Source organism: Streptomyces sp. NPDC003327 (assembly GCF_053589515.1).
In genome coordinates this window covers 27,365-42,945 of record NZ_JBSFSA010000023.1, presented here as the reverse complement: position 1 = coordinate 42,945, position 15,581 = coordinate 27,365, and the positions used below count along the sequence as shown (strand labels likewise).

Below are 15,581 nucleotides of genomic sequence, written 5' to 3'. Positions count from 1 at the left end.
GCCACCCGTCGCGTGCCACCCGTCCCGTTGCCGCGTCATATGCCGCTGACATAATCCGCCCATGTCGAGTTCTCCACCCGCCCCGTCGGTGCAGTACGACCCCGCCACCGGCATGCTCATGATCCCCGGTGACCCCGCGAAGGACCACGCGCCGGGGTTCGCGGTCTTCGACGACTCGGTCCCGGCCCTGCGGGACTTCGTGCTCGGCGCGCTGCGCGCCCCCGGTCCGCGCGTGCCGCCGCCGCCCGCCCGTGCGGACTGCGACCTCGTCGTCCCGGTGGTGCTGAACCTGGTGCCCCGGCCGGACAACGACTACGACGCGCGCGCGATATCCGTCGCCGCACCCCCGGGCCACGGCGGATCGGTCCTCGACCGGCACATGGGCTACATGTACGGCAGCGGCCTCCACATCACCAGCGAGAGCATCCGCCGGCTCACCGACGAGACGGGCACACCGGTGGGCTGCCACGGCTGGATCGAGATCGACCGGCTCGACCCCGACGGCTACGCGTACGAGGAGCGGGAGGAGGAGGGCGACGAGGACTGGGTCGCCGACCACGACTCCCCCTTCTCCTGGGCGGAGCAGAAGGAACTGGGCCTCGGCATCGGACGCGTACGGATCCTGCTGCCCGCCAGGGAGACCGTGCGGACGCTCGTCGACCGGTACCTGCGGGAGCCGGAGCGACGCCGCCCCGCCGCCCCGGCCGTACCGAGGCCGTCCAAGGAGACGACGGCGGTCTCCGAGGTTCCCGCGCCCCGCCGCCCGGAGGCCGGTGAGGAGCCGTCGCTCGTGGAGCGGCAGCTGCGGCGCGCGCTCCACGAGCGGTTCGCCGTCCTGATGAGGAAGGGGCTCGGGCACCGCGCCGCCGAGGGCACCTGGGGCAGGGAGACCGACCGCGACCGGGCCCGGCTGCGCCGGGACGCCGAGGCGGCGCCGCTGCTGGCGTCCTGGGAGGCGTTCCGCGCCCGCCCGCACGGCTTCACCGCGCTGCGGGCCGTCACCCGCTCGGTCTTCCACCGCACCCGGGTCCTGGTCCTGGACGGGTCCGGGGTCGAGGTGGGCCGCTACCACCTGCCGGACGGTCCGCTGACGCTCGTGGACGAACGGGCGCGCGCCGACGCGCTCGGCGCGCTGCGGGCGCACGGGATCGACGTCGGGACGCCGGAGCGCCTGGCGGAGCTCGACGGCTTCCCCGACGCCTCGGTCGTCGTCCGGGACGGCACGTGGTCGATCCGGCTGGTGAAGGAGGGCGTGCCGCTGTCCGGCCTCCCCGAAGCGGGCTGGTTCGACGCCGACTCGGGCACGCTCACCGTCTACGCGGCCCCCCACGCCGAGCCGCTGACGGTGCTGCTGCGCCGGCACGGGGTCCGGCCGCTCCTCGTCACGCGGGGCGCGCCGCGCGAGGAGGTCGAGCGGCACAACTTCCGTGCGTACTTCGCCCGTTCGGAGATCAGTCCGTTCAACGGCACGAGCCGGGTCACGGCCGGGGCGCAGGGGCTGCTGCCCGAGCGGTTCCGCGAGTGGCTGGCGGCCACGCCCGAGGTCCCGGTCGAGCCGGACCCCGGGAGCCTGCTGCCGCCGCTCGTCGACGACGCCTCGGACAACCCGTACTACCGCCGGGCCCTCGAGGGCCTGTTCGGCGCGCCCGTGGACACCGGGCGGCGGGGGCCCTGCCGGCTGTGCGGGCGCTCCGCCCAGTCGGCCCGGCCCGGTCTCTTCTACTGCCACCGCTGCTGCGGTCTGGCGCTCGGCGGCGTCCTGCGGGACAACGGGGCGGACGGCGAGTGGACGGAGGCGGTCACCTACGCGCTGCGGCGGCTCGCCGAGATCGAGTTCTCGGGGCCGCCGTCGCTCGCCCAGCTGGCCCGGGTCTCGGTGCCGTTCTCGGACCCCGCGCTCGTCGACGAGGTCCTGCTCTGCCGCTTCCTGCTGCCCCGGCCCGGTTCGACGGTCCTGAGCACCCGTCCGGAGCGCCGGGCCCGTACGTGGCCGGAGTGGCTCCAGCTCGCCGGGCTGCTCGTCGACGGCGTGCGGACGGCGATGGGTACGGTCACCACGGCCACGGACGGCCACCTCTGCCGGTCGCTGTTCGAGCGGCACGTCGACGACTTCCTGCACCACCGGGGCATCGCGCACGAGCCGGAGCCGCACTACCCCCACCACCCGGAGCTCAACACGACGGGTCTGCGCGCCGACTGGCGGCTCGCCGACGGCACCTTCGTCGAGGCGCTGGGACTGATGGAGCGGGAGGCGTACGCGGCGAAGGTGGAGCGGAAGCGGGAGCTCGCGGCGGTGTTCGGGCTGCGTCTGGTCACCGTCACGGCGGCCGACCTCGACCGGCTGCCCGAGGTCTTCGCGGAGTGGGTCGCGGGCGCCGCGTCGCGGTGAGCGCCGCCGGGCCGCGGGCACCCGGGCCGTGTCCGTCAGGGGGCTTCCGGCTTCCAGGGGCCGGTCGCCAGCCTGCCGGTGGTGCCGAGGTCGAGTTCGGGCGTCACCGTGACGGGGGCGGCACCGGGCTTGACCCGTACGGTCACGTAGGGGGCGTGGACCGGGTCGCCGACGCCCGCCTCGACGGTGTCGCGCCAGACGAGACCGGCGTACGCCCGCTCGCCCGGCTCCAGCGTGACGGCCCGGGCGGGCCCGTCGGCCCCGGTGCCGGTGGCGACGGCGGAGCCGTCCCTGACGACGCGTACGCCGTCGACGGGGCGGTGCTCCTCGTCGCGGAGGGAGACCTCGGGGTAGCCGTGGAGCCGGTACGGCCGGGTGCCGCAGTTCTCCAGGTGGAGACCGACGACGCGCAGTCCCGTGGCGGCGTCGCCCTCGTCGGCCCACACCCGGACGCCCGAGGGCGGGCAGGCACCGCCGGTCGAGGGTGCCTCGTCGGTGGGTACGCGGCGGACCTTGAGCAGGCGCACGTCCGCGACGCGGCCCGTGGTGCTCGGGGGTTCGCCGAGGGGGACGAGGCCTCCGGCGGTGGCGGGCGCCCCGGCGGCGTCCGGGCCGCCGGGGACGGCGGGGACGGCGGGGACGGCGGGGCCGTCGAGGGGGACGGAGCCCCGCACGGTGGCGCCGGGAGCGACGGCGGGCACCGTCTCCGCCGCCGTGGCCAGGGCCTCTCCGGTGGCCGAGAGGAACTGGAACGTGAGGGTGTACGTCTGGGCTTCGGTGCCCGTTCCGGTGACCGTGTACGTGGCCTCGCAGCGCCCGGCGCGGAGCGCCCACCCGGTGAGCACGACGCCCTGCTCGCCCTCCCGTTCGGTCCCGGCGGCCGGGTTCGCGCAGGCGGGGGGCACGGAGGGGGACGGCGACCCGCCCGCCCCGGTCCGTTCCGTCCCGCAGCCGGTGAGGAGCAGGGCACCGGAGACGAGCGCGGTGGCGAGGGACGGGGCGGCGCGGCGGGTCAGGGGCATGCCCCTGAGCCGATCACCACGGGTCCCGGCCCGCCGTGACGGACGCCACTCCTCCGGTCACAGCCCCGTCACAGCGCACCCGCTCCGGGGCTCCGCGCGGGTCGCGGTGGGGGCGGCGGCCGCCCCTGCCGAGCGCCGGCCGGTCGGGTTCCGGCCGACGCCCGGGGCGCGTCAGGCGTGCAGCCGGGCGGCGACGGTGTCCATCGCCCGGGTCACGGCCTCCCTGGACTCGTCGGTGGGGTCGAGGAGTTCGAAGCCGTGGCGGCCGTGGGGCACGTCGACGACCTCCACGTCGGTGCCGTGCGCGGCGGCGGCCACGAGGAAGTCCCGTACGGTCGCGTCGAACGCCGGGTTCTCCAGCCCGGCCCGGGTGAGGACGACGGGTGGTGCGTCGGCCGCCCGGCCGAGGGCGTCGACGGGCCGGAACCGGGGCTCCACGGCCTCCCAGCCGGGCACCGGCGCGAGCAGCGGATACGTCAGGGCCACGCAGCGCAGCCAGGACGGGGGCGCGGCGAGCCAGTCGGCGGCGAGCAGGGAGCCGGTGGAGAAGAACCAGAGCGCGATCCGGTCCGGGTCGACGCGGGGGTTGGCCCGGACCCGCGCGACGGCCGCCGCGAGGTCGTCGGCGGCGCGGGCGTAGTCGGTGAGGGCGTGGAGGCGGTGGTCGAGGGTGACGCCGACGAGGCCCCGGCCCGCCGCGCAGCGGGCGTAGCCGAGGAAGAACGGTGTTTCCCGCGGTGTGGGCCGCTGGTCCGGGGCGACGGGTCCGCCGTGCACGAACACCACGGCGGGCCGCGGGCGTTCGGTCGCCGCCGGAGCCGGGTCGGCCGCCGATCCGTCCTCGTCCGCCGCCGGGAGGTGGAGGTCGACGCGTCCGCTGCGCTCGCGGGGCCGTTCGGGCGGGTCGAGGAGGAACGGCAGGAGGTGGGTGGGGAGTTGCTCCTGCCCTTCGGGCGCGGACACCCGCTCGCCCTCACCCGCGCCCGCCGCGAGGAGCACCTCGGCGAGCGCGTCCGGGTCGGCGAGCATCGGCCAGTGTCCTGTGGCGAGTTCGAGGAAGCGGTAGCGGTCGTCGGTGAGCGAGCGGAACTGCGGCGGCCCGGACTCCACGAGCATCCGCACCATGGCGAGGCTCGCTCCGTTGCCGGTGCACAGGATGCCGGTGAGGGGGACGGCGTCGGCGGCGCCGGTGAGCCGCAGCGGGCGGGTGAGCGTGGCGGCGGGCTGCGGGACGGCCAGCCGGTCGAGGAGCCGTGCGGCGTCCCCGGGGACGCCCTCGGTGCTCCCCCACCGCAGCCACGCCTCGCCGCGCGGCGGCGGCACGGCGCCGCCCCGGACGAGCCGGTCCCGCAGGTCCGCGTCGGGGACGAGCGCGAGGGCGGCGTCGCCGTCCCGGGGGACGGCGGTGTCGACGGAGACGATCCGGGCCACCCGCTCCGGGACCCGGTCGGCCGCGCCGAGCACGGGGTAGAGACCGTAGCCGTGCCCGACCAGGACCACCGGCTCCGGCAGGCGCTCCACGATCCGTACGAGCTGCTCGACGTGCGCGTCGAGATCGGCACCGTCCGGGCCGGGGCCGTCCTGGCCGGCACCGTCCGGGCCGGGGCCGTTCGCGCCCGCGCCGTCCGGGGCGGGGCTGCCCGGGTCGGGGCCGCCCCGCCCGGTGCCGTCGTGACCGATGCCGTCGCGGCCGGTGCCGTCGTGACCGGGGCCGCCCCGCCCGGTGCCGTCGCGGTGGCCGGCGGCCGGCCGGTCCGTGAAGGTGACGGGGTGGGCCCCGGCCCCCCGTTCCCGCAGCCGGGCGGCCGTCTCCTCCCACAGCCGGCCGTCGGTGAAGGGCCCCGCCACCAGTACGTACGCCGTCATCGTCGTCTCCTCGAACGGTTCGGTGATCTCCGCTCGGTACGCTAGGAACTCCCCCTGAGGGAGGTTCAAGTCATGGTGGCCGACGGGTTGTGGAGCATCGGCGAACTGGCCGCCCGGGCCGGGGCCACGGTCAAGACCGTGCGCTTCTACTCGGACCGCGGGCTGCTGCCGGAGGCCGCGCGCAGCGGCGGCGGTCACCGGCGCTACGGTCCCGAGGCGCTCGACCGGCTGCGGTCGATCCGCTCCCTGCGCTCCCTCGGCCTCCCGCTGCCGGAGGTGGAGCGGGTCCTCGGCGGCGAGGACGGCACCGGGGACGACGTCCTGGTGGAGGCGCTCACCGGCCGGTTGTGCGAGGTCGGCTCCCAGCTGACGGAGCTGCGCTGGCGGGAGGCGTCCCTGCGCCTGGTCCGGGACGGCGCTCCCGGGGAACGGGCCGCGCGCCTGCGGCTCGTCGGCGCCGTGCCGCTGCCCCCGGACGCCGACGCCGTGGTCCGCTTCTGGCGGCGTGCCCTGCCCGTCCGGTTGCCGCGCGCGCAGGTGGCGTCGGTCCTCGACGCGGTGGTCCCGGAGCCGCCCGCCGCACCGACGCCCGCGCAGGTCCTGGCCTTCGCCCGGCTGCACGCGCTGGTCTCCGATCCCCGGCTCGACCGTCCGGAGCTGCGCCCCGCGCCGCCGCTGCCCGAGGGCGAGTACCGCCCGGCCGTGCTGTACGACGGCCTGGCGGAGGCGTACGGGCTCGCCTTCGCCGCCGGGGTCGGAGGGGACCGCGACGGAGGTACGGGGACGGAGGCTGGCCGCGGGCCCGGCGAGGAACCGGGTCCGGCGGCCGGCGCCCTCGACGGTTTCGTCGCCGCGTACGCCGCGGCGCTCGGCGTAGGCGACACGCCCGCCTTCCGGCGCCGGCTCCTCGGGCTGCTCGCCCGTCACGACGGGCCCGTGATCTCGCGGCGGAGCTGTTCGCCCCCGGCCGGCCGGTCCTCGGGGCGCTCCACCACCACCTCACCGTGGCGCTGCGCGCCCAGGTGGCACGGGCGGCGGGCTGAGCCGGGGCCGGCCGGGGTGGCGGGCTCCCGGTCATGACCGGACACCGTCCCGGCCGCTCCCCGGGCACCCGGGCGTGTGGTCCTGGCGGGCACGTGGGTGAGTGGAGGCATGGGGGACGGCGCACGCGGGAAGGGGCGCGTGACGACGTCCGGCGGCGGGCGGGGAGACGAGGAGGTGGTTCCGGTGACGGGGCCGATGACCGCGGAGGCGGTGGGCGCGCCGTGCTGGCTGAGTCTGGCCGCGCGCGATCTCGACGCGGCGAAGCGTTTCTACGGGGCGGTGCTGGGGTGGTCGTTCCGGCCGGGCGGGCTCGGCGAGCACTACGTGGTGGGTGAGCGGGACGGGGTGCCGGTGGCCGGGATCGGCGCGGTGGCGGCCGAGCTGGCGCTGCCGGTGGCCTGGACGGTGTTCTTCGCCGTGGACGACGCGGACGCGGCGGTCGGGAGGATCCGGGAGCGGGGCGGCACGGTGGGCGTGGGCCCGGTGGCGTACCCGCCGAGGGGCCGCGCGGCGCTCGCCACGGATCCGCAGGGCGCGGCCTTCGGCGTGTGGGAGGGCAGGCTGAGCTCCCGGTGGCACGTGGCCGAGAGCGGGGCTCCGGCGTGGGTGGAGCTGCACACGCGGGACGCCTTCGACGCGGCGGTGTTCTACGGCGGGGTGCTGCGCTGGGCGGAGGCGGCGCCGGGGTGCTGCGAGGTGTCGTACGAGGACGACCGGGTGGTCCTGCGGCGGAACGGCGAGGCGGTCGCGCGGCTCGACAGCGGCCCGGTGGAGTCCGCGTCGCCCCGCCCGCAGCAGCGTCCGCGCTGGCTGGTCCGCTTCCGGGTGGCCGACCTGGCCGCCGCGGCGGCGGCGGTCGAGGAGCACGGCGGTTCGGTGGTCCCGGGCGGTGAGTGGGGCGGGGCCCCGCAGGCGGAGGACGGGGCGGGCGAGGACCGGGTGGTGGTGCGGGACCCGGACGGCGCGTTGTTCACGCTGGAGGCGTTCGACGGCAAGGACTGAACCGGCCGAAGAGGCCAGGCCGTAGGAAGGGCCCCGGTCCCCGTGCACGTCACGCGGTGATCGGGGCCCTTTCCCGTCCCCTGCGGCCCGGGCCCTTCCACGTCCCCTGCGGCCCGGGCCCTTCCACGTCCGCTGCCGCCGGGGCCCGTTCGGGTGCGGGGCCTCCTGCCCCGGGCCCCACGGGCGCGCGCGCCCACTTCCGTCAGAACTCTTTACCTGCGGGTCCCGCGGCGGTAACTTCCCGCCGACGCAAGACATTTCTGAAACTTTCCGAATGTGTTTCCAACGGCGCCGATCCCCGTTCCCGTCCCGGCCCGTCGAACACGTCCTCTGTCTGGAGAATCGGATGACCCGCACCCCCACGCGGCCGCCCGGCCGCCCGGTGGCCGTCCTGGCCGCCGCCGCAGGCCTGTTCGGTCTGCTCGCCGCGCCGCCCGGCGAGGCCGCGCCCCGCACCGCCCCGGCCGCGGCCGTCGCCGAGAACACGGCGACCGTCTTCTACTGGACGAAGACGAGGAACTGGGCCGCCTACAACCTGCACTACGCCCCCGACGGCGGCGCCTGGACCACCGTCCCCGGCGTCGCCATGGAACCCGCCTGTACGGACTGGGTGAAGAAGACCGTCAGCCTGGGCACGGCCGCCGGGCTCCGGGCCACCTTCACCAACGGGTCCGGCACCTGGGACAACAACGGCGGCCGGAACTACGCCCTGGGCACCGGCAGCGTCACCGTCAAGGACGGCGTGGTGGCGCACTCCGACCCCTGCGCGGGGACCACGCCGCCCCCGTCGGCGAAGGCCACGGTGTACTACTCCACCGAGTCGCTCGGCTGGTCCACCGTCAACGTGCACTACCAGCCGGCGGGCGGCGCCTGGACCGCCGTCCCCGGCGTCGGCATGACGGCCGCCTGCACCGGCTGGTGGAAGCGGGAGGTCGACCTCGGCACGTCCACCTCGTTCAAGGCCGCCTTCAACAACGGCAACGGCACGTGGGACAACAACGGCGGCTCGGACTACACGCTCGGCACGGGCGTCTCGACCGTGCGCAACCGCGTGGTCACCGCCGGCGCCACCGACCCGTGCGCGGCGACCCCGCCCGACACCCGGGCCCCGACCGCGCCCGCCCGGGTGACCGCCGCCGCCGACGGCGTGTCGGTCCTCGTCACCTGGGACCCGGCCACGGACGACAGGGCCGTCACGAAGTACCAGGTGACCCGTACCGGCGGCAGCGGCGGCACGGTCGTGACCGACGTCGGCTCCACCGTGTTCTCCGACACGAACCTGGCCGAACGGACCACGTACAGCTACACGGTGAAGGCCGTGGACGCCGCCGGGAACGTCTCCCTCGCCTCCGCCGCGGCGACCGCCACGACCGGCGACCGGCCCGCGACGCCGGCCACCGGCAAGCCGCTCGGCACCGACCCGCGCAAGGACCCGATCTACTTCGTCCTCACCGCCCGTTTCCACGACGGCGACGCGACGAACAACCGGGGCGGCAGCCAGCACACCAAGTCCGGCAACGCGGCCAACGAGGACCCCATGTTCCGGGGCGACTTCAAGGGCCTGATCCAGAAGCTGGACTACGTCAAGGGCCTCGGCTTCTCCGCCGTGTGGGTCACCCCGGTGGTCCTGAACCGGTCCGACTACGACTACCACGGCTACCACGGCTACGACTTCTACAAGGTGGACCCGCGCCTGGAGTCCGCCGGAGCGTCCTACCAGGACCTGATCGACGCAGCCCACGCCAAGGGCATGAAGATCTACCAGGACGTCGTCTACAACCACTCGTCCCGCTGGGGCGCGAAGGGCCTGTTCACGCCGACCGTCTACGGCGTGCGCGACAGCCAGTGGAGCTGGTACTACGACGAGAAGCAGCCCGGCTTCGAGTACGACGGCCTCACGATCGACACGAAGACCGGCAAGTCGTACTACAACGGCGACCTCTGGTCGACGGTCGAGCCGGCCGGGAACACCTGCGTCAACTGGGGCAGGCCGACCGGCGGGAAGAGCGCCGAGGGCTACACCGTCTACAACTGCCAGTGGCCGAGCCCGACCTCCGGGATGTTCCCGAAGGACCTCTACCACCCCTGCTGGATCGGCAACTGGGAGGGCGAGGACTCCCGTTCGTGCTGGCTCCACGAGGACCTCGCGGACTTCAACACCGAGAACGCCACCGTCCAGAATCACCTGATCGGCGCCTACAACAAGTACATCGACATGGGCGTCGACGGCTTCCGCGTCGACACCGCCGTGCACATCCCGCGGACCACCTGGAACCGCCGCTTCCTGCCGGCGATCCAGGAGCGGGTCACCCAGCGCCACGGCGCGGAGGCGGCGAAGAACTTCTTCGTCTTCGGCGAGGTCGCGGCCTTCGTCAACGACAAGTGGAACCGCGGCTCGGTGAACCACTCCGCGCAGTTCTTCACCTGGAAGGAGCGCAAGGAGTACGCCGCCGACGACGCGAGGGCGGCGTTGGAGATGTACGACTACGAGCAGCAGCAGGGCACGGCCAACCAGCCCACCTCCGGCAACGCGTTCCTGAACGGGAACGCGTACCACGCGCCCGACCACAGCAGGTTCTCCGGCATGAACGTCATCGACATGCGGATGCACATGAACTTCGGTGACGCGTCCAACGCCTTCCACAACGGCAAGGACTCCGACGACAGTTACAACGACGCCACGTACAACGTGGTGTACGTGGACAGCCACGACTACGGGCCGAACAAGTCGAGCGAGCGGTACGCGGGCGGCACCGACGCCTGGGCGGAGAACATGTCCCTGATGTGGACCTTCCGCGGCATCCCGACCCTGTACTACGGCTCGGAGATCGAGTTCCAGAAGGGCCGGAAGATCGACTGCGGGCCGTCGTGCCCGCTGGCGACGACCGGTCGCGCCTACTACGGCGCCCATCTCGCGGGGTCGGTCACGGCCTCCGACTTCTCGAAGGTCTCCGCGGCCTCCGGCGCCGTCGCCACCACGCTCCAGCAGCCCCTGGTGCGGCACGTGCAGCGGCTCAACGAGATCCGGCGGGCGATCCCCGCGCTCCAGACGGGCCAGTACTCCACGGAGGGCATCTCGGGCGACATGGCGTTCAAGCGCCGCTACACCAGCGGCTCGACGGACAGCTTCGCCCTCGTCACGGTCTCGGGCGGTGCGACGTACACCGGCATCCCCAACGGCACCTACACCGACGCCGTCACCGGTGACGTGCGCACCGTCACCAACGGCACCCTCTCGGTCGCCGCGCCCGGCAAGGGCAACCTGCGGGTGTACGTCCTGAACGGCCCCGGCAGGATCGGCGCCGCGGGTCCGTACCTGAAGTAGCCCGGCGCCGCGAGCGCCGTCGTACGGGGCGGGCCGCACCCGCCCCGTACGAAGCGGGCAGGACGGTCGATAGGCACACCTTCCCGGCGCCGTCAGGTCAACAGTGCGTAACGCGAACAGGCTTCTCGGACAGAACGCTTCCCTCCGGGGCACGCGTCTGGGATCTTGCGTCCACCCCACACATCACAGGGCCCGGCGGGCGCCACCCGCGCCACCGGGTCATCGGAGGACGCATTGTTTTCCCACATATCCAGCCGGCTGAGGTCCTCGGCCCTCGCCGCGGCCGCCCTCGGTACGACCGTGGCGCTGGCCGCCCCCGCAGGACTCGCCATGGCGGCGCCGCTCGACACGGAGCCCGTCGGGGCCCGTGCGGCGGGCACGGCGTCGACGGCCGGCACGACGGCGGCGGCGGCACCGGCCGCCTGGGCCGCGGGCACCCGCGCCTACCTCGTCATCACGACGCCCGGTGACACCTCCGCGGTCCGCACCGCCGTCGCGAACAACGGCGGCTCGGTCTTCGCCGCGTACGACGCGATCGGCGTGATCGTCGCGCACTCGACCTCCGCCTCCTTCGCCGCGTCGATGCGCGCGGTCGGTGGCGTCCAGCAGGTCGGCGCGACCCGGACGTCCGACGTCCCGGCCGACGCCTACAACCCGGCGCTCCCGGCGAACCCCTCGCAGTCGACGACGACCCTGACGGAGTCGAACCGCTGGGACATGACGCAGATCAAGGCCGACCAGGCCTGGGCCGTCACCACGGGCTCGGCCACGGTCAAGGTCGGCGTCCTCGACACGGGCGTGGACGACCAGCACCAGGACATCGCGCCCAACTTCAACGCCGCCGACTCGGTCTCCTGCGCCTACGGCAAGGCCGACACCCGCGCCGGTGCCTGGCGTGACGTCGGCACCCACGGCACGCACGTCGCCGGCACGATCGCCGCCGCGAAGAACGGCAAGGGCGTCATCGGCGTCGCCCCGGGCGTGAAGATCTCCTCCGTCCGCATCGCGGAGCCGACCAGCAGCCTGTTCTTCGCGGAGAACACGATCTGCGGCTTCATGTGGGCCGGTGACCACGGCTTCAAGGTCACCAACAACAGCTACTACACGGACCCGTGGGCGTTCAACTGCCCCGACAACGTGGACCAGGCCGCCATCATCGAGGGCGTCCGCCGCGCCCAGGCGTACGCCGAGGGCAAGGGCTCGCTCCAGGTCGCCGCCGCCGGCAACTCCAACTACGACCTGGCGAACAAGACGACCGACACCGAGAGCCCCAACGACTCGACGCCGGTCACCCGCACGATCACCAACGCCTGCCTCGACATCCCGACGGAGCTCCCGGGCGTCGTGACCGTCGCCGCGCAGGGCAACGGCGGCGCCAAGGCCTCGTACTCGAACTTCGGCAACGGCGTCATCGACATCGCCGCCCCGGGCGGCGACGGCTCCTCCGGCGTCTACTCGACGCTGCCGGGCGGCAAGTACGGCAACATGAACGGCACCTCGATGGCCTCCCCGCACGTGGCGGGTGTCGCGGCGCTGATCGCGAGCGTCAACCCGACGTTCACCCCGGCACAGATCCGTGACCAGCTCGGCGTCCAGGCCACGGACCGGGCCTGCCCCTCGGACGTCCGCTGCACCGGTACGACGACGAAGAACGGCTTCTTCGGTGAGGGCGCCGTCGACGCCCTGAAGGCCGTCGGTGGCGTCACCCCGCCGCCCGGCAAGTACTTCGAGAACCTCACGGACGTGACGATCTCGGACAACGCCACCGTCGAGAGCCCGATCACGGTCAGCGGGGTGACGGGCAACGCGCCCGCGACCCTGAAGGTGGGCGTGGACATCAAGCACACCTACATCGGTGACCTGAAGGTCGACCTGGTGGCGCCGGACGGCACCGTGTACACGCTGCACAACCGGACCGGCAGCGGCACGGACAACATCGCCCAGACGTACACGGTCAACGCCTCGGCGGAGGTCGCCAACGGCGTCTGGAAGCTGCGGGTCAACGACAACGCGAACCAGGACACGGGCCGCGTCGACGCCTGGAACCTGACCTTCTAGGTCTCTTCCCGCACCTTCTCCCGCACTCCCGGACCCGGGGAAAGGGGCCGGAGCCACCGTGGCTCCGGTCCCTTTCGCATGCCCGGGAAGGACCGCACGGTGTTTCCGGGGGAAAAAGTGCCTACCGGGGGGTAGGCCTGCACCGGACCCTTGCTATACGTTCCGTCTAACAAGCTTGCTAGACGCGACGTCTAACAAGAGCCCGAGCCGCTCGCGTGACCCAAGGAGCCGCACCATGGCCAGCAGCACCGTTCGTCCGGACAACGAAGACCACGACGTCGCCGAGCGGCTCCTCCGGTCGGCCGCGAAGCTGTCGTACGACCCCGCCGTGGAGGTCGACTGGGACACCCCGCTCGACAAGGACTTCCACGGCCAGAGCCCGGAGTGGAACAGCCTCTACGGCACGGCGTACTGGAACGAGATGACCGAGGAGCAGCGCAAGGAGCTGACCCGCCAGGAGTCCGCCTCGGTCGCCAGCACCGGCATCTGGTTCGAGATGATCCTCCAGCAGATGGTGCTGCGGGACATGTACGCCAAGGACCCCACCGACCCCCGGTTCCAGTGGGCGCTCACCGAGATCGCCGACGAGTGCCGGCACTCGATCATGTTCGCGCGCGGCGCGCAGAAGCTCGGCGCCCCGGCCTACCGCCCCAAGCGCGCGGTCCTCGAACTGGGCAGGGCCTTCAAGACCGTCGGCTTCGGCGAGGCCGCCTACGCGGGCATCCTCGTCGCCGAGGAGGTCCTCGACGTCATGCAGCGCGACTGGATGCGCGACGAGCGGGTCGTGCCGTTCGTCCGCACGATCAACAACATCCACGTCGTGGAGGAGTCCCGGCACATGAAGTTCGCCCGGGACGAGACGCGCCGGCACCTGGCGGGGGCGAGCGCCGCCCGTCGCCACTTCCACGCCCTGGTCATCGCCATCGCCTCGTACTACATCGTCACCAGCCTGGTCAGCCCCGACGTGTACGCGCGGGCCGGCCTCGACCCGGTGCGCGCCCGCCGCGAGGCCGCCGCCAACGAGCACTACAAGGCGCAGATGCGGGCGAGTTGCGCCGGGCTCATGGAGTTCCTCGCCTCGGTCCGGCTGCTCACACGGCCCGCGCTGTTCTTCTACAAGCGCGCGAACCTCATCTGACCCCACGCCCCCAGGAATCCGAGCCCGAGCCGAACCGAGCCGACGACCATGACCTACGCCATCACCCAGACCTGCTGCAACGACGCCACCTGCGTCGCCGTCTGTCCGGTCAACTGCATCCATCCCACGCCGGACGAACCCGACTTCGGCACCACGGAGATGCTCTACATCGACCCGAGGAGCTGCATCGACTGCGGGGCGTGCGCCGACGCCTGCCCGGTCGACGCGATCTTCCCGGCCGACCGGCTCACCGGGCGGCTGCGCGAGTACGAGGCCGTCAACGCCGCCCACTTCGCGGACCGCCCGCCCGCTCCCGCCGCGGCCTCGCCCACCTTCCACGCCTGGGGCGAGCCGACCTTCGACCGCTCGCTGCCCGCCGACTTCGCGCCCGTCCGGGTCGCGATCGTCGGCACCGGGCCGGCCGGGATGTACGCGGCGGAGGACCTGCTCCTGCACACCAACGCCGAGGTGACGCTGATCGACCGGCTCCCCGTCGCGGGCGGGCTCGTCCGCTACGGCGTGGCGCCGGACCACCCGGCGACCAGGGGCGCGGGCGACACCCTCGGCCGCTTCCACCACCACCCCCGGGTCCGGATGCGGCTGGGCGTCGAGATCGGCAAGGACGTCTCCGCCGAGGAGCTGGCCGCCCACCACGACGCGGTGATCTACGCGGTGGGCGCGCCCGCCGACCGCCGCCTCGGCATCCCCGGCGAGGAGCTGACGGGCAGCGTCGCGGCCACCACGGTCGTCTCCTGGTACAACGGCCACCCGGAGACCGGTGCCGACGCCGTCGACCCCGCCGGGACCGAGCGCGTCGTGGTCGTCGGCAACGGCAATGTCGCCCTCGACGTCGCCCGGCTCCTCGTCGCCGATCCGGCCGCACTCGCCCGCACCGACATCGCCGACCACGCCCTGGCCGCGCTGCGCGGCGCCCTGGTCCGCGAGGTGGTGCTGCTCGGCCGCCGGGGCCCCGAGGACGCCGCGTACACGGCCTCCGAACTGCGGGCGCTCCGCCACGTGCCGGGGCTCGACCTCCTCGTCGACGATCACGACCCGCGCGTCGGGAAGGCGATCGACGCCGCCGCGCCCGGCGAGAAGGCGGCGCTCCTCAAGGACGTGCCGAGGGCTGCCGTGGACTGGTCGGCGCCGCCCGCGCCGGACCGGCGGCGGATCGTGCTGCGCTTCCACTCCGCCCCGGTGGAGGTCCTGGGCTCGGCGGCCGGGGCGGTGCGGGCGGTGCGGATCGGCGGGGGCGTGGCCGACGCGGACGCCCCGGCGGAGCCGGTCGACGTCGCGGCGGGCCTGCTCGTCCGGGCGATCGGCTACCGGGGCGTACGGATCCCGGGGCTGCCCTTCGACGAGACCACCGGCACCGTGCCGCACACGGCGGGCCGGGTGGAGGGGATGCCCGGCACGTACGTCGTCGGATGGATCAAGCGCGGTCCCTCGGGCGGCATCGGGGCCAACCGCACCTGCTCCCACGAGACGGTCGGCACCCTCCTGGGGGACGCCGTGGCGGGCGCCCTGCCGACCCCGACCGGTACGCCGAAGGCGTTCGCGCGGCTGGCCAGGAGCCGCAGCCGGGGGCTCGTGGACGCGCGTGGGATGGCGGCGATCGACCGGCTCGAACGCTCCCGGGGAGCGGCCGCGGGCCGCCCGCGGGTGAAGCTCACCACCGTCCCCGAACTGGTGGCGGCGGCCCGGGGCGCGGGGCGGTGGCGGCGCCGCTCGGGCTGA

The 15,581-nt window shown here is 74.2% G+C and carries 9 protein-coding genes; 7 read left to right on the top strand and 2 right to left on the bottom strand.

Features of this window, described 5'->3' with window-relative positions; translation table 11 throughout:
- Positions 1–61 precede the first annotated feature (61 nt).
- Complete coding sequence (locus ACWDVG_RS19020; protein ID WP_451700406.1) at positions 62–2,389, top strand: hypothetical protein; 2,328 nt, start codon at positions 62–64, stop codon at positions 2,387–2,389.
- Between the two features lie 35 nt (positions 2,390–2,424).
- Here ACWDVG_RS19020 and ACWDVG_RS19015 read toward each other — a convergent pair whose 3' ends face one another.
- Positions 2,425–3,411 (bottom strand): DUF4232 domain-containing protein, encoded by a 987-nt coding sequence (locus ACWDVG_RS19015; protein WP_451700405.1) that lies wholly within the window; start codon positions 3,409–3,411, stop codon positions 2,425–2,427.
- 171 nt (positions 3,412–3,582) lie between these two features.
- Complete coding sequence (locus ACWDVG_RS19010) at positions 3,583–5,277, bottom strand: alpha/beta hydrolase (RefSeq protein WP_451700404.1); 1,695 nt, start codon at positions 5,275–5,277, stop codon at positions 3,583–3,585.
- Between the two features lie 72 nt (positions 5,278–5,349).
- On the opposite strand from ACWDVG_RS19010, the gene ACWDVG_RS19005 reads away from it, so the two are divergent.
- The 6 genes from ACWDVG_RS19005 to ACWDVG_RS18980 all read left to right on the top strand — a co-directional run bounded on the left by ACWDVG_RS19005 (position 5,350) and on the right by ACWDVG_RS18980 (position 15,581).
- Positions 5,350–6,357: a helix-turn-helix domain-containing protein gene (locus ACWDVG_RS19005; RefSeq protein WP_451700403.1), complete on the top strand. Its 1,008-nt coding sequence runs from the start codon at positions 5,350–5,352 to the stop codon at positions 6,355–6,357.
- Positions 6,358–6,516: 159 nt separating this feature from the next.
- Positions 6,517–7,323 carry a VOC family protein gene (locus ACWDVG_RS19000; protein WP_451700447.1) on the top strand — a complete coding sequence of 269 codons (807 nt, stop codon included), beginning with the start codon at positions 6,517–6,519 and terminating at the stop codon, positions 7,321–7,323.
- 346 nt (positions 7,324–7,669) lie between these two features.
- Positions 7,670–10,648 carry a carbohydrate binding domain-containing protein gene (locus tag ACWDVG_RS18995; protein ID WP_451700402.1) on the top strand — a complete coding sequence of 993 codons (2,979 nt, stop codon included), beginning with the start codon at positions 7,670–7,672 and terminating at the stop codon, positions 10,646–10,648.
- Between the two features lie 234 nt (positions 10,649–10,882).
- A complete protein-coding gene (locus tag ACWDVG_RS18990; protein ID WP_451700401.1) occupies positions 10,883–12,706 on the top strand; it encodes a S8 family serine peptidase in 1,824 nt (607 codons plus the stop codon).
- Positions 12,707–12,941: 235 nt separating this feature from the next.
- Complete coding sequence (locus ACWDVG_RS18985; RefSeq protein WP_451700400.1) at positions 12,942–13,844, top strand: AurF N-oxygenase family protein; 903 nt, start codon at positions 12,942–12,944, stop codon at positions 13,842–13,844.
- A 48-nt stretch (positions 13,845–13,892) separates the two neighbouring features.
- Positions 13,893–15,581, top strand: a complete 1,689-nt coding sequence (locus ACWDVG_RS18980; RefSeq protein ID WP_451700399.1) for an FAD-dependent oxidoreductase — start codon at positions 13,893–13,895, stop codon at positions 15,579–15,581.

Excerpts from the sequence above, each read along its gene's own strand:
- ACWDVG_RS19020 (WP_451700406.1), top strand. The coding sequence starts at position 62 with ATGTCGAGTTCTCCACCCGCCCCGTCGGTGCAGTACGACCCCGCCACC.
- ACWDVG_RS19015 (WP_451700405.1), bottom strand. The coding sequence starts at position 3,411 with ATGCCCCTGACCCGCCGCGCCGCCCCGTCCCTCGCCACCGCGCTCGTC.
- ACWDVG_RS19010 (WP_451700404.1), bottom strand. The coding sequence starts at position 5,277 with ATGACGGCGTACGTACTGGTGGCGGGGCCCTTCACCGACGGCCGGCTG.
- ACWDVG_RS19005 (WP_451700403.1), top strand. The coding sequence starts at position 5,350 with ATGGTGGCCGACGGGTTGTGGAGCATCGGCGAACTGGCCGCCCGGGCC.
- ACWDVG_RS19000 (WP_451700447.1), top strand. The coding sequence starts at position 6,517 with ATGACCGCGGAGGCGGTGGGCGCGCCGTGCTGGCTGAGTCTGGCCGCG.
- ACWDVG_RS18995 (WP_451700402.1), top strand. The coding sequence starts at position 7,670 with ATGACCCGCACCCCCACGCGGCCGCCCGGCCGCCCGGTGGCCGTCCTG.
- ACWDVG_RS18985 (WP_451700400.1), top strand. The coding sequence starts at position 12,942 with ATGGCCAGCAGCACCGTTCGTCCGGACAACGAAGACCACGACGTCGCC.
- ACWDVG_RS18980 (WP_451700399.1), top strand. The coding sequence starts at position 13,893 with ATGACCTACGCCATCACCCAGACCTGCTGCAACGACGCCACCTGCGTC.